Here is a 24,499-nt window from a genome sequence, read left to right as displayed (position 1 = left end):
CCTGTCGTTGTCGGATCAGGTCCAGTTTCTTAACTGTCTTCGATTGCTCTTAATTGACGGTTTTCGAGTAAAAGCCTGCCGGGATTTGGGATTCACTATGGCAACAGGAATGCTGGGCGATCTGGTTGGCAAGATCCTCGACAAGATCTCGGGCACCAGTCTGCTGGCGACCGGGCTTTTGCTGTTGACTGCCCTTGTCAGCGCGCTCGTGGCCTATTGGCGCACGGTCGAACAGAAGAACTGGAAGGAGTTTTTCGAGTTCGTCATCCCGCGTGAGGTCATCACTCACCCTTCGGCAAAGGCCGACCTGATGTTCTGGGTGACGAAGAAGGCACTGATGCCCTTCCTGATGCTGCCCGCCGGAATTGTCTTCGTCACGGCGGTGGGCTACGCAACCAACTGGCTGTTTTCGACACTGTTCCAGTTCCAGCCGCCTCTGATCGAGGCGCCGGCAGGGCCGGTGACGGTGCTGATCTTCACCATCACCATGCTGCTCGCCTACGACATTTCCTATTATCTCTATCACGTCGCTCAGCATCGCTATCCCGTGCTTTGGGAGCTGCACAAGGTGCATCACTCGGCGGAGGTGATGGTCGGGATCACCAAGGACCGCGTCCACCCGCTCGACGAGCTGATGAACAGGGCCTGGGATGGCGTCGTCGTGGGCGTCTGCTTCGGCATCTGGTCGCTGATTTCGCTGAACCTTGTCGAACTGACCGTCTTTGGCGTCAACGTCTATGTCATGCGCAACATCCTGATGATGGACTTCGTCAGGCACACGCATTTCAAGATCTCGTTCGGCCCGCTCAATCATGTGGTCCTTTGTCCTCATTGGCACCAGCTGCATCACAGCGTCGATCCGCTCCACTACGACAAGAACTTCGGGCTGCTGTTCTCGTTCTGGGATCGGCTCTTCGGGACATTGTGTGTGCCGAAGCCCGACGAGGACTTCAAATTCGGACTGGTCGACCGCGATGTGCGTGACTACCAGTCGCTTGCCGGCCTCTATGTCATGCCGCTGAAGCGGATGTGGGGGCATATTGCCAGGCGCATCCGGCCTGGAAAACCACGGACCTCGCGACCATCGGAAGGGACACGGCCATGAACGCTCCCTTCGTGCTCGCGATACCGCGCACACGCACCTTCGAAGTCGTGACATCGGCGGCGCGCCTGGCCGAGATCGCACCGGCCTGGAGCGCGCTCTGGCAGCGAGCCGGCGGGCTTGTCTTCCAGCACCCCGACTGGATCACGGCCTGGTGGCGCACCACCCCGCATCAGGAGCGGCGCACACTCAGGATCGGGCTTGCCTGGAACGGCGACCGGCTCGATGGCGTGATAGCGCTCGCCACCTTCAAGCGCTCCGGCATCCGCATGCTCGAATGGGCGGCGAAGGATCACAGCGACTATGGCGATGCGCTGGTTGCGCCCGACAGCGATCCGCAGGCGATCTCCCGCCTCTGGCAGCATGTTTTCGATCAGGGCGGCTTCGACCTCATCTATCTCAACCGTCTGCTGCCGGATGCCGGGGTTCATGCCCTGCTGGACCCCGCCGCGCGCCACGGCAAGGCGCTTCGGCCCAACCATCGCAGTGAGATCAGCTACCGTGTTGCGGGCCCCTGGCAGCGCGGGGAGGAGTGGTTCGAGACGCTGTCGAAGAAGGGCCGGCAGAACTACCGGCGTGGCCGCAAGTTCCTGGAAGAAGGCGGTGCATTGCGTTTCCGCCTGCTCGATGCGGACGAGCCGCGCGAGCCGGTGCTCGCCCGGGTTGCGGTGCTGAAGCGCCTCTGGCTTGTCAGGCATGGCCGCGTTTCGGACCTGTTTGACAAGGGCTCGCCCGTTCTTGCTGCGCTCGTTTCGGTGCTGGCCGAACTCGGGCTGTTGCGCATCTTCGTGCTTGAGCTTGACGGTGCGATCATCGCCGTCTCGATCAATTTTGAGCAGCACGGCACGATGATGGCTTTCGTCACCACCTATGATCCCGAATACGAGCGCGCCTCGCCGGGCATGGTGCTGATGATGGACTATATCCAGTGGTCGCTCGACCGTGGCCTGGCCAAAGTGGATTTTCTCTGCGGCGGCGAGGATTTCAAGCGGCGCTTTGCCACGCAATCAGTCACGCTGTCGTCGGTGATGGGGGCGCGCGGTCTGCGCGGTCATCTCGCCGCGATGGCCGATCGTGCGAACCATGTTTCGAAATCCTGGCGGGCGCGGCGGCAGCCGAAGGCGGAAACGCCAGACGAGTAAGGGCGCTTCATTTCGGCACGATCAAAGCGCGCGAACAGCCTCCAGCACCTCTTCAGCGTGGCCCTTGACGCGGACCTTGCGCCAGATCCGGGCGATCCGACCGTCGCCGCCGATCAGGAACGTCGCCCGCTCGACGCCCATGTATTTGCGCCCATACATCGATTTCTCGACCCACAGATGGTAGGCCTCGATCACCTTGCGCTCCTCGTCGGCGGCGAGGTCGATGGTGAGGTTGTATTTCGATTTGAACTTGTCGTGCTTCTTGGCGTTATCAGGCGACAGGCCGATCACCACGGCGCCGGCTTTCTCGAATTCCGGTTTCAGTTGTGAAAAGCTGATCGCTTCCTGCGTGCAGCTTGTCGTGTCGTCCTGCGGGTAGAAATAGAGCACCACGGGCTTGCCGGCGGATGCGGCAAGGCTAATTGATTCACCACCGTCCCGCGGTAAATCGAATTGCGGCGCTGGATCGCCCACGTCGAGGTCAGCCATATCGATGCCCTTGTTTGAGGTTACGCGCGAAGCCACACCGATATAGTGTCGACCGGGGATTCGTCCACGAGCGAATTTGTACAACGGAAGATTGCGTGGATCAGGAGCAACCGCAGCACGAAAAGATCAGGTTCAGGCGTGACGAGATCACCGACCTGGGCGCCTTTCCGTCCGCGTGCCGTGTCCCGCCGCTCGGCCAGGCGTCGATCGGCCGCGGTTTCCGCATCCTTTCGCGCGTCTTTGCCGGCATCGTCGCGCTCCTGCTGCTGGCAGCTATGGCTGTCTATCTCATCGGCCTTTCCGGCATCGGCGCAGACCGACTGCGCATCGAGGCGGAAGCCGCCATCGAGAAACTCGCCGGTGTCGATGTCCATGTCGCCGTCGGGCCTGCCCGCATCACGCTCGACAGTTCAAGCTTCGTCGCTCTCCAGGTCAGTGATGTCAGCCTGAAGACATCGGACGGCAAACCCATGGCCGACGCCGGCCGCGTGCGCTTCGGTGTGCGCCTCGTCCCGCTGTTGTGGGGAGAGGTGCGGTTGACCAGCGCCAGGATTTCCGATGCACACATCGTTGTCGCGGCGATGCCGTCTGGCGGCGACTGGACCGCCGCGCTGCGCAATGAGGACGGCCTCGTCGATCCGGAGAAATTGTCCGAGGCAGTGTTCGGCAACATCCACCGCGCGCTCGACGCCGTGCGGGAAGATTCGCTGCGCCGGATCGATCTCGACAATGTCGAATTCGTGCTGCCCGAAACCGGAGCGATCAAACTGGTCACCATCGCCAATGCCACGGTCGTTCAGTCGGGGCCGGGCGGCATGGCGTTTTCCTCCGAGGCGGATGTCGATGGCAGAAAGGTCACCGTTGCCGCTTCCGCCGCCCGCGATGTCGCGGCGCACCGCGTGACGGCGCTGAATGCGAGCATTGATCTGGCGGCTGCCGACGAAACCACGGCCGACGGCGGGAAGTTGGGTGCTTTCGCGTTGAAGCTGACAGGATCGGAGGGATCCGGCACGAACGGGTCACGCCTGACGGCCGTCCTGTCGTCGACGGGTTCCGTGCTTGATCTCGGTGCACGCGGGCTGCTGCCGGCCGACGTCGATGTCGATGCCACGCTTGTCGATGGCAGCAACAAGATCCAGGTGGACAGACTGCTGCTGAAAACTGGCCGGTCTTCTTTCAATTTCGGCGGCTCGATAGGGCCAAAGCCCGCGACAGGGGCGGCGGGCGAGGAGCCTTCTTATCGTTACGACCTGACCAGCGACGGTTCGACCCTGGCCCCATCGGAATCGCCTGAGCCAGCGCTGACCTTCCTCGCCCGTATTGCCGGCGTTTATCAACCCACAAGTCACAAGCTGGTGGCCGAGGAGATCGCACTTCGTTCCGATTCGAGCGGCGAGGTGATGGGAACCGCGGCGGTCGAGTTCGTCGAGGGCAAGGCGCCCGGGATCAATGTGGCGTTGAACGTCCACAATATGCAGGTTTCGCATGTCAAGCAGCTATGGCCTTGGTTTTCAGCCCGTAACGCCCGGCTTTGGGTGCTGGCCAACCTGTTCGGTGGCCGGGTCGTCGACGCCAACCTCCAGTTCCACGTCGTGCCGGACCGTCTCGGCAATGGCGTGCCGCTTTCTGCCGACGAAGTATTCGGCACTTTCAAGATCGAAGGATCGCGCTTCGATACGGCCGGCCGCATTCCGCCGATACGCGACGCGGTTGGCATGGTCGCATTTCACGCCAATGACGTCGACATTTCGCTGTCATCGGGCACTGTCTTCATGCCCAGCGGCCGCACTGTCGCAGCCAGCAATGGGACACTGACGATAAAGGCGGCGAACCATCCGCCAGTCATCGGCGCGCTCGATATCGACGTCGATGGAGACGCGGCGGCCGTCGCCGAACTCGCCTCCTACGAACCGATCAATGCCATGCGCCATGTCGGCTTCCTGCCAGAGGACTTGTCCGGCAGCGTTACCGGCCATGTCAGGGCCGACATCCCGCTACAGTCCGGCGTCGACACTTCCAAGCTCGACTGGCTGGTGTCGCTCGACTACACCGGCCTGTCGCTGGCCAAGCAGTTTGAGGGGCAGAGCGTGACGAATGCCGACGGTTCGATCACGGTCGATCCGCAAAAGGCAGTGATCTCCGCCAAGGCATCGCTGAATGGCATTCCGGCCGAACTCGACCTTGTCGAACCGTTGGCGGATGATGGGCCGGCGCGCAGCCGCAAGGTGGAGCTGGTGCTGGACGACAAGATCCGCGCCGCCGCCATGCCCGGCCTCACTCCTTTGCTGGGCGGAACGGTGAAGGTCGCGATCGACAAGAGCGGCGATGGCAACCAGAACGTGTCGGCCGATCTGACCAATGCCAGGCTGGACATTCCCTGGGCCGGCTGGACCAAGGGGGCAGGGGTTCCCGCCAACGTCACCTTTGTCATGACCAAGGCCGGTGACACCACGACGCTGTCCGACTTCGACCTCGAAGGCAAAACCTTCTCCGTCGGCGGCAGCATCGTGCTGGTCAATGGCGCCCTGTCTTCGGCCAAATTTAGCAAAGTTACGTTGAACAGGGGTGACGATGTTTCCGTGTCGGTGAAGCGATCAGGCAAGGGCTATGCGGTCGACATCTCCGGCAATGCGCTCGATGCTCGTTCGCTGGTCAAGCAGTTCACGTCCGATGTGGACACCGCAACCAAGACGACCGGAACCGACAACATTTCCGTCAGCGCCGACGTCGAGCAGCTGACCGGTTTCCACGACGAGCAACTGTCCAATCTGAAGCTGGACTACAGTGCCGCCGGTTCGCGGGTGAACGGACTGAAGGTTAGCGCGACCGCGAGTTCTGGCGCCGCGATAACCATCAGCAACACCACCGGCGACGGCAGGCGCTCGCTTAACGTGCAATCGGCGGACGCCGGCGCCATATTGAGGTTCCTCAACGTCTACGAGCACATGGAAGGCGGCGCGATCACGCTGGCCTTGTCGGGAACCAGCGACGGGCCGATGAAGGGCAAGGTCGATACCAGCAACTTCTTCATCGTCAACGAACCGAAACTGGCCTCCATCGTCTCGACCACGCCGACCGGCGACAGCCGCAGCCTTAACCAGGCGGTGAAGGGCAATCTCGACACCTCGCGGGTCAAGTTCGAGCGCGGCTACGCCGAGATCGACAAGGGCAGCGGCTATCTGAAACTGGCCAATGGCGTGCTGCGCGGCCCGCGCATCGGCACCACGTTCCAGGGCATTCTCTACGACCAGAACAACAACATGGACATGACCGGCACCTTCATGCCGGTCTACGGCCTCAACCGCATCTTCGGCGAACTGCCCATCGTCGGCGCGCTGCTCGGCAATGGCCGCGACCGTGGCCTGATCGGCGTCACCTACCGGCTCAGGGGCAATGCCAACAAACCGGTGCTCGACGTCAACCCGCTGTCGGTGATCGCGCCAGGCATATTCCGGTCGATCTTCGAGTACCGGTGAGACCGATCAATCAGCTGTCGCATAAGGCCCATGACCCAGAGTCTATAAGTCGGTGAGGTGTAACCTCGACGAGGCCTTGATTAATATTTTTCGAAGTGTTGAGAGCGCGGTGCATTTTTTGCCAGCAACCGTGTTGTCAAGCTGGAGCTTGTGAGTCTTGCCGAAAGAAGGTTAGATCGGAAGTAGCTTGGGGGAGGATTTAGGACAAATGGTACAGGAGGCCAACGTCACTTGGCGCTCAAAATATCGGAGCGCTATCGAAAGCGGCGAACTTACTGCAAAATTCAGTGCAGACGGCTCACGTATCCTACGCTGGTATATCGACTTCCGGCATAAGTTGCTCCACGTGCATAAGGAGTTGAGTGCACCGGAACTGTTCATGCTTCAACACAAGATCGATGCGCTGATGGAGCAATGGGATGAAAGGGCGGATCAACAGCATCAAAAATTGAAAGTGTTCGCCAGCAAATCTCAGGCCGAGAAAGATACACTTGATGCAACGATCCGGCTCGAAAGACTGCATCAAATCCTAAACCACACACTCACGGTTAATGACCGCGTTGATTGGAATGCCCTTAAGGATCACAGCACCTATGACGGCGCTACGAAGTTCCAAAGGGCCATACCCCAACGCGTGAAACGTCCTGAACCCCACCTTACGCCGCCGGAAATCTCATTCTTCGATAAGTTATTCGGCAAAGCAAAGCATCGACAGGCAGATGCTCAGGCGAGATTTGAGCAAGAGAAATCCGATTGGCTTATTACTGAGCAGAAAGAGAGCCGGAAGCTCAATCAATCGATAGCTCAATGGACTGCCGAAAAAGCAGAATTTGAAGCAGCTGGTGAGCGACAGATGCGCGAATTTCTAGATCGGCAAGCTGCGACCAATCAGCGTGTTGATGTCTTGGCTGCGAATGTTGCAGAAGGCGATCCGCAGGCGGTAATCGAGCACGCCATGTTGGTTCTCGACGCCTCAAAATATGACGATCTTTTTGAAAAATCTTACGCAATCGAATACGCTTCAAACTCAAAAACTCTGATGCTCGAGTACCAGTTGCCGTCGCCAGATAAAATGCCGACGGTCAAATCCGTTCGCTTCATCGCCGCGACCGGCGAACTCAAAGATGCACATATCTCAGAGAAAGAGCAGAAGGCCAATTACGACTCGGTCTGCTACCAGATATGCCTGCGGACCATACATGAGCTCTTGGAAGCAGACGAGTATGACAATCTGCAGAGGGTGTTGTTCAACGGAATATCAACGTTCATCGATCGGACAACAGGTCTGGATACGACATCGTGCATTATGTCGATTTTGGTCAACCGCGAGGACTTCTTAAAAATCGACCTTAGCCGCGTCGATCCCAAAGCTTGCTTCAAAAACCTCAAGGGGGTGTCTGCGTCCTCACTTGCAGCACTGGCACCTATCCCTCCCGTTATGGTCCTGAACAAGGAAGACAGGCGTTTTATTGACCCCCGCATGATTGCGGACACGCTTGATACAGCAATGAATTTGGCGTCGATGGATTGGGAGGATTTCGAACACCTCGTACGCGAACTCTTCGAAAGGGAATTTGCCTCCCGCGGAGGCGAGGTAAAGGTCACACAGTCGAGCAGTGACGGAGGTGTTGACGCTGTAGCTTTCGACCCCGACCCGATTACTGGTGGGAAGATCGTGATCCAGGCCAAGCGATATACCCGAACGGTCGGCGTTTCAGCCGTTCGCGACCTCTACGGAACTATGCAGCACGAAGGTGCATCTCGCGGGCTCCTTATTACAACTGCTGACTATGGCCCTGACGCGCACAAATTTGCGGCAGGAAAGCCAATCACACTTTTAACCGGCGCCAACCTGCTGCATCTTCTTGAGAAGCATGGGTACAGTGCGAAGATCGATTTGCGCGAGGCTCGAAAAGAGCTCAACCTGCGCGACTATGCCACAAGGCAATAACCGTCGGTTTTGTGACTCAGGGAAACCACAGTCCTGGCAATTCAGCAAAGCGGGGCAGAACGCCAGTGCCTCAACCGGCCGAACTAACGCGGAACCGATACCGGTAAACCGCCTCAGGCCGGCCGCACCAGGACGTGTTTTTTCCTGCCGAGTGAAAGCTTTACGACGTTTTCCGGACTCAAATCCTGAAGCGTCACCATGCGGCGATCATCGCTGACCAACTGGTCGTTGATGCGCACGGCACCGCCCTGGATGTGCCGCCGCGCTTCGCCATTGGACGATGCCAGCCCGGCAGTGACCAGCAGCGACAGGATGCCGACGCCGGCGTCCAGCGCCGCCCCGTCGATCTCTACGGTCGGCAGGCTTTCGGCGGTCACGCCTTCCTCAAACGTCTTGCGCGCGGTTTCCTCGGCCTGGTTCGCCGCGTCACGACCATGGACGATCGCCGTCGTCTCCGTTGCCAGGACCTTCTTGGCTTCGTTGATCTCGGAGCCGCCAAGTGCTGCCAGGCGCGCGATCTCATCGAGAGGCAGGCGGGTGAATATTTTCAGGAAGCGCTCGACATCGGCATCCTCGGTGTTGCGCCAGTACTGCCAGAAATCATAGGGCGAGAAGAGATCACCGTTGAGCCAGACCGCACCCTTTGCCGATTTGCCCATCTTGGCGCCGGACGATGTCGTGAGCAGCGGCGTGGTCAGGGCGTAAAGCTGCGGCGTGCCCATGCGATGGCCGAGATCGACGCCATTGATAATGTTGCCCCACTGGTCCGACCCGCCCATCTGCAGGCGGCAGTTCTGGCGCCGGGCGAGTTCGACGAAATCGTAGCCCTGCAGGATCATGTAGTTGAATTCGAGGAACGACAGCGACTGCTCGCGGTCGAGCCGCAGCTTGACGCTGTCGAAGGTCAGCATGCGGTTGACGGAAAAATGCCGGCCGACATCGCGCAGGAACTCGACATAGTTGAGCTTCATCAGCCAGTCGGCATTGTTGACCATGACGGCGTCGCTCGGGCCGTCACCGAAACGCAGGATGCGGCCGAAGATGCGCTTTATGCCTTCGATGTTGGTGGCGATCGCCTCGGGCGTCAAAAGGCTGCGCTGGTCGTCGCGGAAAGACGGGTCGCCGATCATCGACGTGCCGCCGCCCATCAGCGCGATCGGCCGGTGCCCGGTCTCCTGCAGCCAGTAAAGCATGGTCGCCGAGATCAGATTGCCGATATGCAGGCTGGTGGCGGTGGCGTCGTAGCCGACATAGGCGGTGACCGTTTCCTTGGCGAAAAGCTGGTCGAGGCCGGTTTCATCCGAAATCTGGTGGATGAAGCCGCGCTCGCTCATCGTGCGCAGGAAATCGGATTTGAAGGCAGGCATGGTTTCTTCCCGAAAAGCGTCCGGCCGTCCGGCGCGGGCATATGTGAACGGGCGCGTTTAGCATCCAAGCGCGATCAGCAAAAGTGGAATCCGGTTTTGCGCTGGATCGCGCGCCAACCAAGAGCCCGCGATTAGCAAAAGTGGAATCCGGTTTTGCGTCGGATGCCCATCCGCAGGGATTACAACATGTCCGGGTGATCATCCCCTCTTGGAACGGTGCGACGAGCCGTCCGGCACGAATGCTTGCGTCATTGTTTCGGCTGGCGTAATGAGGCGCCGCGCCAAAGGTTCTTGCAGCCCACGACCTCGAGCGGCACCGCACGGCATCCACAAAATGCCATATCCGACGACAGAGCCCCGACGCGACATGCCGGACGCATTGATATCCATCGTCATTCCTTGCAGGAACGAGGCGGCAAACCTGCCGCTGCTGATCGATGAGATCGAGGCGGCGATGACCGGGCGCGACTTCGAACTGATCATCGTCAATGACGGCTCGACCGACGAGACGGCGACCGTGCTTGCCGAGCAGACGGCGCTTCGGCCGTTTCCGGTGCGCGAGTTGCGGCACCAGAAATCGGCCGGACAGAGCCTTTCGGTGCGTTCCGGTGCCTGGGCGGCGCGCGGCAGCATCGTCGCCACGATCGACGGTGACGGCCAGAACGACCCCCAATACATTCCGGTGCTGGTTGATGCCTTGCGTCAGGCCGGCCCCGATTTCGGCGCGGCACAAGGGCAGCGCCTCAAGCGCCGCGACAGCAAGGTCAAGCAGCTCGCGTCGCGCTTCGCCAACTGGCTGAGGAACGCCATCCTGCATGACGAGACGCGTGATACCGGCTGTGGCCTGAAGGCCGTCCACACCGATATCCTGCGCAAACTGCCGTTTTTCGATGGCACCCATCGTTTCGTCCCGGCCCTGGTTATCCAGGAAGGCTATCGCGTCGTGCATTGCGACGTCGTCGACCGCTCGCGTCGCCACGGCAAGTCGAACTACGGCATTTTCGACCGCGGCCTGCAGGGCGCGCTAGATCTTGGCGGTGTCTGGTGGCTGCGGCGCAGGCGACGCAGAATGCCAAAAGTAGAGGAAATCAGCCGTGGTTAACGTGCTTCAGGAATTGGGAACCTGGCTTCATCAGGTTTTTGTCAAGCAATTCGACGCGTGGATCCTGCTGGGGTTCATCGCCCAATTCTTCTTCACCATGCGTTTCGTCGTGCAGTGGCTGGCTTCTGAAAAGGCCAAGCGCAGCGTGGTGCCCGTCGCCTTCTGGTTCTTTTCCCTGTTCGGCGGCGGCCTGCTGCTGATCTATGCCATCGTGCGTCAGGATCCGGTGTTCATCGCCGGCCAGGCCATGGGCATGTTCATCTATGTCAGAAATCTCTGGCTGATCGCCAATGAGCGCAAGGCGGCGGCGATGACCAAGGTCGATTGAGCGGCCCACCCGTCAAGCAATGATCAGAGAGGCTCAGAAATGGCTTTGAACAGGAACTACATTCTTCTCTTCCTGTTCAGCCTGGTGATGACGGTTTCGGGACTGGCATCCCTGCCGCCGATCGACCGCGACGAGTCGCGTTTCGTTCAGGCAACCAAGCAGATGGCGGAGAGCGGCGACTATGTCGATATCCGCTTCCAGGACGCGTCGCGCTACCAGAAGCCGGTCGGCATCTACTGGCTGCAATCGGCGGCCGTGAAGCTGAGCGGGCAAGGCGCCGAAGCGCCGATCTGGGTCTACCGCACGATCTCGGCGCTCGGCATTGCCATTGCGGTGCTGGCGATCGCCTGGACGGGCACCAATCTTTTTGGCGCCAATGCCGGTATCGCTGCGGGCTTGGTGATGGCCGCTATCTTCGCCACCGCTTTCGAGGGGCGCGATGCCAAGACCGATGCGATGCTGCTCGCCTGCTGCGTCGCGGCACAAGGTGCGCTGGCGCAGATCTATCTGGCATCGCGCCGCAACGGACCGGTTGCCGGTCATCTCTGGTGGATCTTCTGGATCGCGCAAGGCGCGGCGATCCTCATCAAAGGGCCCATTGCGCCGCTGCTATCGGCGCTGACCATCGCGGTGCTGTTCGCCTTCGAGCGCGACGGGCGCTGGCTGTCGAAACTCCGGATTGGACGCGGCCTGCTGCTGGTCGTGATCATTGCGCTGCCCTGGCTTGCCGCGATCACCTGGAAGAGCCACGGCGCTTTTCTGCAGCAAGCCGTTGGCAAGGACATGCTTGGCAAGGTCGCCTCGGGCGAGGAATCGCACGGCCTCCCGCCCGGCTTCTACATGCTGACTTATTCGCTGTTCATGTGGCCGTTCGGGCTGATCGCGGTCGGCGCTGGCCTGCAGGCTCTCAACCGTATGCGTGACGATGTCAGGCTGCGCTTCTGCCTCGCCTGGTACATCCCGTTCTGGTTGGTGTTCGAGCTGATCCCGACCAAGCTGCCGCACTATGTCCTGCCGGCCTATCCCGGCATGGCGCTGCTGATCGGCTGGATGCTGACATTGCAGCCCGAGGATGCCAATGCGCCGCTCAAACGCTGGCAGCAATGGTTGTGGTGGTCGACCGCCTTCGGCCTGGTCGTAGTCAGCCTCGGCCTGGCCGCGGTCTGCATCGGGGCACCGATCTACATCACCCACACTTTCTCGTGGTGGAGCATTCCGGCCGCCGCGGCAGCGCTTGGCACCGGCTACTTCGCCTTTTCGCGGCAGTTGCAGGTGCCGCTGCCCCGTATCGGCGCCACCGCCGCCTGTGCCGGCATCACCTATGCCTTGCTGTTCGGGGTCATCGCCCCTTCGCTGAAGCCGATCTGGCTGAGCCCGGCGATCAAGGCGGCAGTGCTTGCCAACAAGCCTTGCGACACGACGGTGCTGGCCTCGTCGCAGTATCAGGAACCGAGCCTGGTCTTCCTGGTCGGTACGAAAACGGTGTTGACCAATATCGGTGGTGTCGCGGAACATCTGCTTGCCGATCCCGCCTGCGCTTTGGGGCTGGCGCCGGTCGGCGACGAGCAGAAATTGAATGGCATGCTGTCGGTGCGAGGCAAATCGGTGAAGCGTCTCGCCGAGATCGATGGTCTCAACTATTCGTCGGGAGACAAGATGTCGCTCGGCCTTTATCGTGTGGCCCCATGACGGCTTGTCGGTGACAGGGGCGAAATTCCAATGCTCGTGAAATCGCGTCCTTCTGTTTCCAGCGGGGTCCTCGGAGTGGGGGGCCGATCGCTGGACAATTTTCGCGACACGATGCAGATCGTCAGAAGGCGCTTTGCCGTTCGTCCAGCGCGTTACCCCAACATCGCATGGCCGGTTTGGGTCGCGGTCTGGCTGTTGCTGACGGCCGCCGCCTTTGTTCGCCTCGACACACCGGCAGGGGTGCTGCATGGCCAGTGGTCGGGGGCCAGGATTGCCGAATTCCTGACCCAGTTCGCTCTCGGCGGTTGGTATCTCATTCCTTCAGCGCTTTTGCTCGTCGCGGCCAATCTGATCGATTGGCGAAGCCTTTCACGGCGGTCGCTGATGCTGGTCTACAACTGGACCTGCCTGGCTTTCCTGGTGTTGAGTTCCGTTGGCCTGTCCGGTCTGCTGGTCAATGTGTTGAAATATGCGATCGGCAGGGCTCGCCCGCTCTACTTCCAGGATTTCGGTGTCCTGGCCCTGCATCCCTTCGCTTTTGATGCGCGCTTTGCCGGTTTCCCGTCCGGCCACGCCACGACGATGGGCGCGGTGTTCGGTGTGCTGCTGCTTCTGTTTCCGCGGCGCTGGTATATCGCCCTGGTGGTCACCGCTTGCTTCGCCTCGACCCGGGTTTTCGTCGGCGCGCACTATCCAAGCGACACTGTCGCCGGCTTCGGCCTCGGCTGCGCCTTTGCGCTGGCCTGCGGGCTGGTGTTTGCCCGGCTCGGCTTCATTTTCCGTCCGACACCGTCAGGATTGCCGGTCCGCAAGGCATCGTTCCGGCTGATTGCGCCGGCAGGATAGGTCGACACAGGATACGGGCGCTAGTTGCCGTCCAGCCCGCCGTAGGACCTGACCAGGCGGACCATGTCGGACGAATTGGCGGTCTCGCTTTCAAGTCCTTGCGCAACGCCGGCGCGGTCGGCGACAGGACGGTTCTGGCTGACCTTCCACTTGCCGTGGATCTCGCTGATTTCGATCTCCAGCCCGATGATGCCCTTGATCTGTGACTGGATAAAGGGCGCCGGCGCGTCGGTCACCGCCCATGGCGCCGCGCGGGGGCCTTCCTGGGAGGCGGTCAGGTCGGCAATCTGCTGCGCCAGCCAGTCCTGATCGTCGATCACCTTTGCCGTGCCGCGCACCTGCACGATGGCATAGTTCCAGGTCGGCACCACCTTGCCGGTCTCGCGCTTGGTTTCGTACCAGGACGGCGTCACATAGGCATCGGTGCCCTGGAAGACGACAAGCACGGGCGATGACGGGTTCTCAGCGATGAGCTTCCATTGCGGATTGGCCTTGGCCATGTGAGCGCGCAACCTGCCATTCGCAGACACAGCCGCATCGAGCAGGAACGGGATGGCGTTGGCTTCCGGCCCATCGGGGCCGTTGGAGATCAACATGCCAAGTGGATACGCCCGGATCAGCCCGTGCAGGACATCCGCGCGTGTTTCCTTGAAGTGAGGAGGCTCATACATCGTCAATTTCCTGGTTCGCTGTCGTACTGTGCTGATTTCCGGACGACCTTACCATCGGCGCGCCTATTTCGTCATTCCCGCGCGAAATGGATCCCCTTGCAAAATCGACGAAGGCCCGTAGCGCCGCTGGCAACTGCCTGCGGCTCGGATAATAGAGATAGAAGCCCGGATAGTGCGGGCACCAGTCCTCGAGCACTCGCTCAAGCCGGCCTTGTTCGATGAAGTCCTTGACTTGTGCTTCAAAGGCAAAGGCGATCCCGGCGCCATCGAGTGCGGCCTGTACGGCAAGATCCTGCTCACCGAGCGTCAGTCGCCCATTGACCTCTACGGACAGTTCAACGTTGTCGCGCTCGAACTCCCATGCGTAGTAACGGCCGCTTTCGAAACGAAAGCGGATGCAGGGCAAGCCCTTCAATTCGTCCGGCGTCGTCGGCTTGAGATATCGTCGAAAGAAATCGGGAGAGGCGACATAGGCGGTGCGCTGCGGAGGCCCTAGCGGCACCGCGATCATGTCTTGCGCAATCACCTCTCCAAAGCGAACTCCGGCATCAAAACCCTGCGAAACCATATCCACGAAGGCGTTGTTGGCGACGATATCGACATTGACCCCTGGATAGGCGGCAAGAAAGCGGGTCACGATCGGCAAAAGGATAATTTCCGCCGAGGCGCGTGAAGCATTGATGCGAAGCGTTCCGGTTGGCATGTCGCGGAAGCTGTTGAGGTCTTCGAGTGCATCATCGATGTCTCGAAAGGCCGGCGCGATGCGGGCATGGAGCCGCTCTCCGGCTTCCGTCGGCGCCACGCTGCGCGTCGTGCGGTTGAAAAGCCGAACGCCCAGATCCTCTTCCAGTCCCCTCAAGGCATGGCTGAGGGCCGACGGCGTCACACCCATCTCATCGGCTGCCTTTCGAATGCTTCGATGACGGGCAATTGTCAGGAAAACCGAAAGGTCATTGGGCTCAACGCGCGCCATTGCTGAATTATGCTCAGCACTTCATGAAAAATCCAGGCTCTACTCTCAGCAGCGGAGAAAAATTAGATCGTTAGGACAACGGCGGGACCGCCGGTGCCCAACAAAGGAAATGCCTCATGAAAGTCTGGTTCATCACTGGTGCCTCGCGTGGTTTCGGTGCCCTCGTGGCCGAACGTGCGCTGGCAAACGGCGACGCCGTGGTCGCCACTGCTCGCGACTCGCAAAAGATTGTCGAACGGTTTGGCGATCGCTCCAATCTTCTGCCGGTCACCCTCGACGTGACCGACGAGACGCAGGCGCGCGCGGCAGCCGACGCGGCGGTCCGCAAGTTCGGCCGGATCGATGTCCTGCTGAACAATGCCGGTTATGGTCTGCTCGGTGCCGTCGAGGAGGCGAGTGCCGAAGAGATCGAAGCGCTCTATCGCACCAATGTATTCGGCCTTCTCGCCGTAACGCGGGCCGTCCTGCCGCATATGCGCCGGGAGCGCGCGGGCCACATCATCAACATCTCGTCCGTCGGCGGCATCTCCTCCTTCTCCGGCTGGGGTGTCTACGGCTCGACCAAATTCGCCGTCGAAGGCCTGAGCGAAGCACTTTCGATGGAACTTGCTCCGCTCCGTATCCATGTCACGGTCGTAGAGCCCGGCTTTTTCCGCACCGATTTTCTCGATGCATCGTCGCTTGTCACCAGCACGAACAGGATTGCGGACTACCATGAAACTTCCGGCGCGATGCGCCAGACGGCGATTGACGCCAATCACAACCAGCCCGGAAATCCGGACAAGCTGGCAAAGGTTATCGTGGACATTGGCAACTTGGCCGAACCGCCGTTTCGACTGCCGCTCGGCAGCGACACCGTCACGCGGAGCGAACGCCGGATCACCGACGCACAAGCGATGCTGAAGCAATGGCGCGATGTTGCAGTCTCGACGGATTTCGAACCTATGGGCGCGGCCGCCTGGGCAGGCTGATAGCGCGCGAAATCCGGAGGAAACAGGACGAGGTCGCGGTCTCATCCCGGCCTGAGCTCGAGCTCAGTCCGGTTGCGCCTTGTGAATGAGCGGGAAGAGCGACCGCCCCGAGATTCTGCTCGTTGACGTCGGCCTCCAGGCAGCCCCTTTGCCTGACGTTTTAGCGCAACCGCTTTGGCCGCGGATCCGACAATTCGCCCGCCAGCCGGCGATCGAGATAGTCGGCGCATTCCTCAAGCAGCAGATCGGCGTCGTTGGCGAAAAAGTGGTTGGCGCCGGGCAAGGTCTTCTGCGTGATGGTGATGCCCTTTTGCGTGTGCAGCTTGTCGACCAGGCCTTGCACGTCCTTCGGCGGCGCCACCTTGTCGGCATCGCCATGGATGATCAGGCCCGATGACGGGCAGGGCGCCAGAAACGAGAAATCATAGGTGTTGGGCTGCGGCGCGATCGAGATGAAGCCTTCGATCTCGGGCCGGCGCATCAGGAGCTGCATGCCGATCCACGAGCCGAAGGAGTAGCCTGCGACCCAGCAGCTCTTCGAATCCGGATGCAACGACTGCACCCAGTCGAGTGCGGCCGCCGCGTCCGACAATTCGCCGGTGCCGTGGTCGAACTCGCCCTGGCTGCGGCCGATGCCGCGGAAATTGAAGCGCAGCGTGGTGAAATCGCGCTTCTGGAACATGTAGAAGAGGTCATAGACGATCTTGTTGTTCATCGTGCCGCCGAACTGCGGATGCGGATGCAACACGATGGCAATCGGCGCGCTCTTTTCCTTCGAGGGCTGGTAGCGTCCCTCCAGGCGGCCGGCCGGACCGGTGAAAATGACCTCAGGCATGAAATACTCCACTTACGTATACGAATGCGCGGCGCCCGGAACGAACATTCCTCTGGCCTTGACGCAGGGCGAGCGTCTTCTTAGAAGCTAGTTTAGAATTGTTCAAAACTGAGTGGCCAGACGTCGAGCCCGGCCACCCGCGCCGCAAGCCGCGTAAATAGGACGGCTCGCCTTGGAATTTCAAGGAAATAACGCCATACGACTGCGGAATGGCTTCTGACGGGACTGAACGGACGAAAATGGCCGCAAAACGCGCCTATCTCGACTATAATGCCAGTGCGCCGCTTCTTGCAGCGGCCCGCGAGGCTATGGTCGCGGCGCTTGATGTGACCGCCAACCCGTCTTCTGTCCATGCCGAGGGGCGTGCCGCGCGCCGCCTGATCGAGACCGCAAGGCGTGAGGTTGCGGCACTGGTCAACGCCAGGCCCGAACATGTCGTGTTCACCTCCGGCGCGACCGAAGCCGCCTCGACGCTCCTTTCACCCGACTGGCAGATGGGGCGCGGCAGCGTGCGGATGAGCCGGCTTTACGTGTCGGAGGCTGACCATCCCTGTCTGTTGAATGGCGGACGCTTCCCGGCAGCGCAGGTGACGCGGATCGGCGTCGACACCAACGGCATTGCCGACCTTGCTGCCTTGGCCGCGGCACTCGGCGCTCATGACAAGGCCGACGGTCTACCGCTGGTGGCGATCCATGCCGCCAACAATGAGACCGGCGTTCTCCAGCCGATCGCCCGTATCGCCGAAATCGTCAAGGCGGCGGGCGGCATCCTGGTTGTCGATGCGGTTCAGGCGGCGGGGCGCGTTTCGATCGATCTGTCAGCGGGTTACGCCGACTATCTGATTCTGTCTTCGCACAAGATTGGCGGTCCCAAGGGTGTTGGTGCCATTGTCGCTGCAGCCGATCTGATGATGCCGAAGCCCCTGGTCAATGGTGGTGGCCAGGAGAAGGGCCATCGCGGGGGCACGGAAAACCTCGCCGCCATTGCCGGTTTCGGCGCGGCCGCACGCGAGGCCCTGAATGGACTGCAGACCATGGATGCGGTGCGGCATGGCCGCGACGAGATCGATGCGACCCTGAAAATGATGATGCCGGAGGTGGAAATCTTTGGAACCGGCGCGCCAAGGCTTGCCAACACAACATTCTTCGCTATTCCCGGCATCAAGGCCGAAACCGCGCAGATCGCCTTCGATCTCGCCGGTGTGGCGCTGTCGGCCGGCTCCGCCTGCTCGTCGGGCAAGGTCGGGCCGAGCCACGTGCTGAAAGCCATGGGTTACGGTGACAGTCTTGGTGCCTTGCGCGTTTCGATCGGTCCGGCGACTGGCGCTGAGGACATCGAGCTGTTCCGCACCGCCCTGGCGGGCATCGCCGCAAGGCAAGCCGCCAGAGCGAAGGCCGATAGAGAAGAAGCCGCGTAGCGGTAGGACGATTTTGGGCCTTTCGGCCTGGTAGAGCCGTGCGTTTCATGCTGGCCGGGTGAATTCCCGGTCGAAGCGCACTATATGGAACTTACGCTGCCGCGAATGCCCCAAGGCATTCATTTCGGCGGTGCCATAGTTTGAAAACTGTCGGGCCTTGACCCCGGCGTGGATGGAGAACGCATATGCCTGCTGTGCAGGACACGATCGATCGGGTCCGAAAGATCGACGTCGACCAATACAAGTACGGATTCGAGACCGAGATCGCTGTCGACAAGGCCCCCAAGGGCCTGAGCGAAGACATCATCCGTTTCATTTCGGCCAAGAAGGACGAACCATCCTGGATGCTGGAATGGCGTCTGGAAGCCTATCGGCGCTGGCTGACGCTGGAAGAGCCGACCTGGGCCCGCGTCCACTATCCCAAGATCGATTTCCAGGACATCTACTTCTACGCGGCGCCGAAGAGCACGCCCGGTCCGTCATCGCTCAGCGATGTCGATCCCGAACTGTTGAAGGTCTACGAGAAGCTCGGCATTCCGCTGCGGGAACAGGAAATCCTGGCCGGCGTGCAGAAGACGGATGCCTCTGATCTCGAGGAGCCGAGCGACAACGTCTACAAGTCGGGCCGCGTCGCCGTCGATGCCGTGTTCGATTCCGTCTCCGTCGTCACCACCTTCAAGAAGGAGCTGGCGCAGGCCGGCGTCATCTTCTGCTCGATCTCGGAAGCCATCCGCGAGCATCCGGAGCTGGTGAAAAAGTATCTCGGCTCCGTGGTGCCGACCTCCGACAATTACTATGCGACGCTGAATTCGGCCGTGTTTACCGACGGCTCCTTCGTCTACGTGCCCAAGGGCGTGCGCTGCCCGATGGAGCTGTCGACCTATTTCCGCATGAACGAGAAGAACACCGGCCAGTTCGAGCGCACGTTGATCATCGCCGAGGAGGGGGCTTACGTCTCCTATCTCGAAGGTTGCACGGCGCCGCAACGCGACGAAAACCAGCTCCATGCCGCCGTGGTCGAACTTGTGGCGCTCGATGATGCTGAGATCAAATACTCGACCGTGCAGAACTGGTACCCCGGCGACGCCGAGGGCAAGGGCGGCATCTACAATTTCGTCACCAAGCGCGGCGACTGCCGTGGCGACCGCTCGAAGATCTCGTGGACGCAGGTTGAGACCGGCTCGGCCATCACCTGGAAGTACCCGAGCTGCATCCTACGCGGCGACGATTCCCAAGGCGAATTCTACTCGATCGCCGTGTCGAACGGTTATCAGCAGGTCGACTCAGGCACCAAGATGATCCATCTCGGCAAGAACACGTCGAGCCGTATCATCTCCAAGGGCATCGCCGCCGGCTTCTCGCAGAACACCTATCGCGGTCAGGTCTCGGCGCACCGCAAGGCGACCAACGCCCGCAACTTCACCAACTGTGACTCGCTTTTGATCGGCGACCAGTGCGGCGCGCACACAGTGCCTTACATGGAAGCCAAGAACTCGACGGCGCAGTTCGAGCACGAGGCGACGACGTCCAAGATTTCCGAGGACCAGAAGTTCTATGTCATGCAGCGCGGCATTCCCGAGGAACAAGCCATCGCGCTGATCGTCAACGGCTTCGTCAAGGATGTCATCCAGCAACTGCCGATGGAGTTTGCCGTCGAAGCGCAGAAGCTGATCGGCATCTCGCTCGAAGGCAGCGTGGGTTGATTAGATGGAACGGCGCCAGAGTTTTCTCGACCGAGTAGATGGCCTCATCGTCATCATCTTGTTGCTCTTGTTGACGGTGGCCGTTGGGGGTGCCGTGATTGCTTTGGTGGGCGCGGTGTTCGGCTTGAGTTCGGTGACGAGCATTGGTGCTTCGATAGCCGGTCTAGGTGCGATTGGCTTTTTCGGATGGATGTTCGTGACTGGCCATCTGGCAGGAGCGCTTTTGGGGAGATCCCATCAACGATCGACCATCGAAAGCGGCAAGAACGCGAAAGTAGAAAATGAGGTTTGAGATCAAGAACCGGCACACCCGGATCGTTTCGGCCGGGGCTGTGATAAATCGCTGGTTGAACAGCACCGTAAGGTCTTTCGGCGTGCAGGAGCGTATCGTCATCTCGCTGGAAGGTTCAGTAGGCTGGTGACCATGGCAACGCAGCTACCGCGAGAAGAAATCTGGTTTGCCGTCCGCTGGCGGCGGCTGTGGGCTGTCCGCCGCGAGGGCAACATCGCCATGGCAAAATTCGCCGGCGCGACTGTTGTTGCGGCATTTGCCGGCATGCTTTTAGCAGCCTTCGTCAACCTGTTCGTCGGCATCGCCGTCTTTGCCATCGGCTTCGGCCTGTCCTTCTGGTGGTTCAAGGCGCTGCAGCGCCGGCACACCGACTATTCGATCACTTACGACGACTATTTCAGAGAAAAGAACAATGCTTGAGATCAAGAACCTGCACGCCCGCATCGTCGATGATGGCACCGAAATCATCCGCGGCCTGAACCTGACGGTGAGAGCCGGCGAGGTTGCCGCCATCATGGGCCCGAATGGCTCCGGCAAGTCGACGCTCTCCTATATCCTCGCCGGCCGCGAGGATTATGAGGTCACCGAGGGCGACATCCTCTACAACGGCAAGTCGATCCTCGAAATGGACCCGGCCGAGCGCGCAACGTCGGGCATCTTCCTCGCCTTCCAGTATCCGATGGAGATACCGGGCGTCGCCACCATGGAATTCCTCAAAGTGGCGATGAACGAGCAGCGCAAGGCGCGTGGCGAGGAGCCGCTGAAAATCCCGGAATTCCTGAAGCGCGTGAAGGAAGCCGCCGCTTCGCTCAGCATGGACATGGCGATGCTGAAGCGGCCGCTCAATGTCGGCTTCTCCGGTGGCGAGAAGAAGCGCGCCGAGATCCTGCAGATGAAACTTCTGGAGCCGAAGCTATGCGTGCTCGACGAGACCGATTCCGGCCTCGACATCGATGCGCTGAAGATCGTTTCCGACGGCGTCAACGCGCTGCGTGCGCCGGACCGGGCCTTCCTGGTCATCACCCACTACCAGCGCCTGCTCGAACACATCGTGCCCGACACAGTGCACGTGCTCTACAAGGGCCAGGTCATCAAGTCCGGCGACAAGTCGCTGGCGCTCGACCTCGAAGCCAATGGCTATGCCGGCGTGATCGGCGAAGCCGCGTGACATGCCAGAGGCAAGACTGATGAATATGCACACACAACCGCAGCGGACACCCGCCGAAACCGCGTTGATCGACGCGTTCGGCGACCAGCTGTCGCTGTTGCCGGGCGACGGCGCTGTCATGCTGAAGCGCGACGCCGCCATCGAGGCGATCAAGCACGGCCTGCCGACGCGGCGCATCGAATCCTGGCACTATACGGACCTGCGCCGGCTGTTGAACGTGGTGCCGAACTTTGATCCGGCCGCCGTCGCGAAGGCCGTCGCACCCATCGTCGAAGGCTCGGCCGTTCTGCCGATCCTGAACGGCAAATCCGACGCCAAGACGCCTGTTGTTGACGGCGTCACCGTCCAGCGCCTGTCGGAAAAGCTGACCGACGGCAGCATCGCGCCCGGGCTCGATCCCTATGGCAGCGACGATGCGATCGGTGCGCTGAACACCGCTTTCGTCGCCGACGGCTATTTTGTCGACATCGCCGACGGCGCCGAACTCAATAAGCCACTCGAACTGCAGAATTTGCAGGCTGGCGGCCAGACCCATGTGCGCTTGCCCGTTCGCGTTGGCGTGGGCGCCAAGGCGACCATCGTTGAGCGCCAGACGGGTGACGGGGCTGCTCTGGTCAGTTCCGTGAGCCAACTCGTGCTCGGCGAGGGCGCCGAGGTGACGTGGCTGATCGTGCAGGAGCAGCCGGAAACGGCGACGCATCTGGCGCAGTTCAAGGCCCATATCGGCAAGAATGCGAAGCTGACGCTGTTCGTCATGAACGCCGGCGGCAAGCTTGTGCGCCAGGAGATCATGGTCAGGACGACGGGCGAAGGCGCTGACTTCAAGTTGCGCGGCATCAATCTCCTGGCCGGCGACACCCACACCGACGTAACCATGGTGCTCGACCACGCCGTGCCGCACACGACGTCGACGGAAGTCGTTCGCAATGTGGTGACAGGCAAGGCGCGCGGCGTCTTCCAGGGCCGCATCAACGTCCATCAATATGCGCAGAAGACCAACGCCAAGATGGCTTGCAACACGCTGCTTTTGTCGGACGATGGTGAGTTCTCGACCAAGCCTGAGCTCGAAATCTTTGCTGACGACGTGGTCTGCGGCCACGGCGCGACGGTCACCGAGATCGACCACGACCATCTCTTCTACCTGATGGCGCGTGGCGTCGACGAGAAGAGCGCGCGGGGCCTGCTGGTCAAGGCGTTCGTCGCCGAGGTGATCGAGGAACTGGACGACGAGGTTATTGTCGAGGCGCTGGAAGCGAAGCTCGACGAATGGTTTGTAGTGCACGGGTGACATGATGAACGCTCCAGGCAAGATCGGAGATTTCTACGACGTCGAGGCGATCCGCCGCGACTTCCCGATCCTGTCGCGCGAAGTCTACGGCAAGCCACTGGTCTATCTCGACAATGGCGCCTCGGCACAGAAGCCGCAGGTGGTGCTCGATACCATCCAGCACGCCTACAGCCAGGAATACGCCAACGTTCATCGCGGCCTGCATTTTCTGTCCAACGCCGCGACCGACGCCTATGAAAAGGCGCGCGAGACGGTGCGCCGCTTCCTCAACGCGCCGAGCAGCGACAACATCGTCTTCACCTCGAACACGACGTCGGCGATCAACACGGTGGCGTACGGCTATGGCATGCCAAACATCGGCGAGGGCGACGAGATCGTGCTGTCGATCATGGAACACCACTCCAACATCGTGCCCTGGCATTTCATGCGCGAGCGGCAGGGCGCCAAACTGGTCTGGGTACCGGTCGACGATCTCGGCGTCTTCCACATCGAGGAATTCGAGAAGCGGCTGACCGACCGCACCAAGCTTGTCGCCATCACCCAGATGTCGAATGCGCTGGGCACGGTGACGCCGATCAAGGAGATCGTGCGCATCGCGCATGCGCGTGGCATTCCTGTACTCGTCGACGGCAGCCAGAGCGCTGTGCATATGCCCATCGACGTCCAGGACCTCGACTGCGATTTCTTCGTCTTCACCGGGCACAAGGTTTACGGTCCTTCGGGCATCGGCGTGCTGTACGGCAAGAAGGACATTCTCTCGGGCATGCGACCCTTCATGGGCGGCGGCGAGATGATCGAGGAGGTGACGGAAGACATTGTCACCTACAACGAACCACCGCATCGTTTCGAGGCCGGCACGCCGCCGATCGTCCAGGCGATCGGGTTGGGTGCTGCCCTCGACTATATGGAAAAGATCGGCCGCGAGCGCATCGCCGCGCATGAGGAAGACCTCAAGACCTATGCCCACGAGCGGCTGCGCGCCATCAACTCGCTGCGCATCTTCGGCGACGCACCCGGCAAGGGCGCCATCATCTCGTTCGAGTTGCAAGGCATTCATGCCCATGACGTATCGATGGTGATAGACAGGCAGGGCGTGGCGGTTCGCGCCGGCACCCATTGTGCCCAGCCGCTGTTGAAACGCTTTGGCGTAACCTCCACATGCAGGGCATCGTTCGGCATGTATAATACCAGGGCCGAAGTAGACGCTTTGGCCGAGGCGCTCGAAAAAGCGCGCAAGTTCTTCGGGTGACGATCATGGATGACGCTAGCAACACCACCGAGGCCGCGCCGGAAACGGCCATCAATCCGCTGGTTTCCGCTTCGGCCATTCCCGCCGACGAACTGGCGCGCCTGACCGACGACATCGTCTCGGCGCTGAAGACGGTCTATGACCCGGAAATCCCGGCCGACATCTACGAGCTTGGCCTCATCTACAAGATCGACATTGAGGACAACCGCTCGGTCAAGATCGACATGACGCTGACAGCACCTGGCTGCCCGGTTGCCGGCGAAATGCCTGGCTGGGTGGAAAATGCCGTCGGTGCCGTCGAGGGCGTGTCGGGCGTCGAGGTCAACATGACCTTCGATCCACCGTGGTCGGCCGACCGCATGTCGGAAGAGGCGCAGGTGGCGGTGGGTTGGTACTAATGCATGTCGCCCAAAAGTGACCCTCGGTTTTGGGACAACGG

Annotated in this window: 22 protein-coding genes; 17 read left to right on the top strand and 5 right to left on the bottom strand. The window is 60.8% G+C overall.

The features are described 5' to 3' along the window. The first annotated feature begins 109 nt into the window (after positions 1-109). Positions 110-1,105: a sterol desaturase family protein gene (locus EB235_RS23875; protein WP_027028619.1), complete on the top strand. Its 996-nt coding sequence runs from the start codon at positions 110-112 to the stop codon at positions 1,103-1,105. Then, on the top strand, positions 1,102-2,244 hold the full coding sequence (locus tag EB235_RS23870; RefSeq protein WP_032925322.1) for a GNAT family N-acetyltransferase: 1,143 nt from the start codon (positions 1,102-1,104) through the stop codon (positions 2,242-2,244). The genes EB235_RS23875 and EB235_RS23870 overlap by 4 nt, the downstream gene beginning before the upstream one ends. Positions 2,245-2,265: 21 nt before the next feature. Here the strand turns inward: EB235_RS23870 and EB235_RS23865 are convergent, their stop codons facing one another. Then, complete coding sequence (locus EB235_RS23865) at positions 2,266-2,733, bottom strand: peroxiredoxin (RefSeq protein ID WP_027028621.1); 468 nt, start codon at positions 2,731-2,733, stop codon at positions 2,266-2,268. A gap of 95 nt (positions 2,734-2,828) precedes the next feature. Here EB235_RS23865 and EB235_RS23860 point away from each other — a divergent pair, with 95 nt between their 5' ends. Beyond that, positions 2,829-6,209 (top strand): DUF3971 domain-containing protein, encoded by a 3,381-nt coding sequence (locus EB235_RS23860; protein ID WP_027028622.1) that lies wholly within the window; start codon positions 2,829-2,831, stop codon positions 6,207-6,209. Between the two features lie 208 nt (positions 6,210-6,417). Beyond that, on the top strand, positions 6,418-8,160 hold the full coding sequence (locus EB235_RS23855) for a restriction endonuclease (RefSeq protein WP_051429556.1): 1,743 nt from the start codon (positions 6,418-6,420) through the stop codon (positions 8,158-8,160). Between the two features lie 113 nt (positions 8,161-8,273). Here EB235_RS23855 and tyrS read toward each other — a convergent pair whose 3' ends face one another. Next, a complete protein-coding gene (gene tyrS / locus EB235_RS23850; RefSeq protein ID WP_027028624.1) occupies positions 8,274-9,527 on the bottom strand; it encodes a tyrosine--tRNA ligase in 1,254 nt (417 codons plus the stop codon). Between the two features lie 367 nt (positions 9,528-9,894). Between tyrS and EB235_RS23845 the strand changes: the two genes are divergently transcribed. The 4 genes from EB235_RS23845 to EB235_RS23830 all read left to right on the top strand — a co-directional run bounded on the left by EB235_RS23845 (position 9,895) and on the right by EB235_RS23830 (position 13,492). Next, complete coding sequence (locus tag EB235_RS23845) at positions 9,895-10,629, top strand: glycosyltransferase family 2 protein (RefSeq protein ID WP_027028625.1); 735 nt, start codon at positions 9,895-9,897, stop codon at positions 10,627-10,629. After that, positions 10,622-10,957 (top strand): lipid-A-disaccharide synthase N-terminal domain-containing protein, encoded by a 336-nt coding sequence (locus EB235_RS23840; RefSeq protein ID WP_027028626.1) that lies wholly within the window; start codon positions 10,622-10,624, stop codon positions 10,955-10,957. Before EB235_RS23845 ends, EB235_RS23840 begins: the two co-directional genes overlap by 8 nt. A 39-nt stretch (positions 10,958-10,996) precedes the next feature. Then, positions 10,997-12,646, top strand: a complete 1,650-nt coding sequence (locus EB235_RS23835; protein ID WP_027028627.1) for an ArnT family glycosyltransferase — start codon at positions 10,997-10,999, stop codon at positions 12,644-12,646. 111 nt (positions 12,647-12,757) lie between these two features. Further along, positions 12,758-13,492: a phosphatase PAP2 family protein gene (locus EB235_RS23830; RefSeq protein WP_245268731.1), complete on the top strand. Its 735-nt coding sequence runs from the start codon at positions 12,758-12,760 to the stop codon at positions 13,490-13,492. A 20-nt stretch (positions 13,493-13,512) separates the two neighbouring features. Here EB235_RS23830 and EB235_RS23825 read toward each other — a convergent pair whose 3' ends face one another. Together EB235_RS23825 and EB235_RS23820 are read right to left on the bottom strand one after the other, a co-directional pair. Then, on the bottom strand, positions 13,513-14,163 hold the full coding sequence (locus EB235_RS23825) for an FMN-binding negative transcriptional regulator (protein WP_027028629.1): 651 nt from the start codon (positions 14,161-14,163) through the stop codon (positions 13,513-13,515). Further along, on the bottom strand, positions 14,156-15,136 hold the full coding sequence (locus EB235_RS23820; RefSeq protein WP_080680698.1) for a LysR family transcriptional regulator: 981 nt from the start codon (positions 15,134-15,136) through the stop codon (positions 14,156-14,158). Before EB235_RS23820 ends, EB235_RS23825 begins: the two co-directional genes overlap by 8 nt. 116 nt (positions 15,137-15,252) lie before the next feature. Here EB235_RS23820 and EB235_RS23815 point away from each other — a divergent pair, with 116 nt between their 5' ends. Then, positions 15,253-16,107 (top strand): oxidoreductase, encoded by an 855-nt coding sequence (locus tag EB235_RS23815; protein ID WP_027028630.1) that lies wholly within the window; start codon positions 15,253-15,255, stop codon positions 16,105-16,107. A 160-nt stretch (positions 16,108-16,267) separates the two neighbouring features. Here EB235_RS23815 and EB235_RS23810 read toward each other — a convergent pair whose 3' ends face one another. Continuing rightward, positions 16,268-16,942, bottom strand: a complete 675-nt coding sequence (locus EB235_RS23810) for an alpha/beta hydrolase (protein ID WP_023669128.1) — start codon at positions 16,940-16,942, stop codon at positions 16,268-16,270. 239 nt (positions 16,943-17,181) lie between these two features. Between EB235_RS23810 and EB235_RS23805 the strand changes: the two genes are divergently transcribed. The 8 genes from EB235_RS23805 to EB235_RS23770 all read left to right on the top strand — a co-directional run bounded on the left by EB235_RS23805 (position 17,182) and on the right by EB235_RS23770 (position 24,458). Beyond that, a complete protein-coding gene (locus EB235_RS23805; protein WP_032925323.1) occupies positions 17,182-18,360 on the top strand; it encodes a cysteine desulfurase family protein in 1,179 nt (392 codons plus the stop codon). A gap of 185 nt (positions 18,361-18,545) precedes the next feature. Further along, positions 18,546-20,063 carry a Fe-S cluster assembly protein SufB gene (gene sufB / locus EB235_RS23800; RefSeq protein WP_027028632.1) on the top strand — a complete coding sequence of 506 codons (1,518 nt, stop codon included), beginning with the start codon at positions 18,546-18,548 and terminating at the stop codon, positions 20,061-20,063. A 4-nt stretch (positions 20,064-20,067) separates the two neighbouring features. Beyond that, entirely contained in the window at positions 20,068-20,355 is a 288-nt protein-coding gene (locus tag EB235_RS23795) for a hypothetical protein (RefSeq protein WP_027028633.1), read from the top strand. A gap of 132 nt (positions 20,356-20,487) precedes the next feature. After that, positions 20,488-20,775: a hypothetical protein gene (locus EB235_RS23790; protein WP_027028634.1), complete on the top strand. Its 288-nt coding sequence runs from the start codon at positions 20,488-20,490 to the stop codon at positions 20,773-20,775. Further along, positions 20,768-21,523 carry a Fe-S cluster assembly ATPase SufC gene (sufC, locus tag EB235_RS23785; protein WP_027028635.1) on the top strand — a complete coding sequence of 252 codons (756 nt, stop codon included), beginning with the start codon at positions 20,768-20,770 and terminating at the stop codon, positions 21,521-21,523. Before EB235_RS23790 ends, sufC begins: the two co-directional genes overlap by 8 nt. Positions 21,524-21,542: 19 nt before the next feature. Then, the gene (gene sufD, locus EB235_RS23780; RefSeq protein ID WP_051429557.1) at positions 21,543-22,811 is read left to right on the top strand and encodes a Fe-S cluster assembly protein SufD; all 1,269 of its coding nucleotides are present in this window, start codon (positions 21,543-21,545) and stop codon (positions 22,809-22,811) included. 4 nt (positions 22,812-22,815) lie between these two features. Continuing rightward, positions 22,816-24,060 carry a cysteine desulfurase gene (locus EB235_RS23775; protein WP_027028637.1) on the top strand — a complete coding sequence of 415 codons (1,245 nt, stop codon included), beginning with the start codon at positions 22,816-22,818 and terminating at the stop codon, positions 24,058-24,060. 5 nt (positions 24,061-24,065) lie between these two features. Further along, on the top strand, positions 24,066-24,458 hold the full coding sequence (locus tag EB235_RS23770) for an SUF system Fe-S cluster assembly protein (protein ID WP_027028638.1): 393 nt from the start codon (positions 24,066-24,068) through the stop codon (positions 24,456-24,458). Positions 24,459-24,499 lie beyond the last annotated feature (41 nt).

Origin of the sequence: Mesorhizobium loti R88b, assembly GCF_013170845.1 — a bacterium.
GTDB classification, from domain to species: Bacteria; Pseudomonadota; Alphaproteobacteria; order Rhizobiales; family Rhizobiaceae; genus Mesorhizobium; species Mesorhizobium loti_B.
This window is presented reverse-complemented; position numbering and strand designations above follow the sequence as displayed.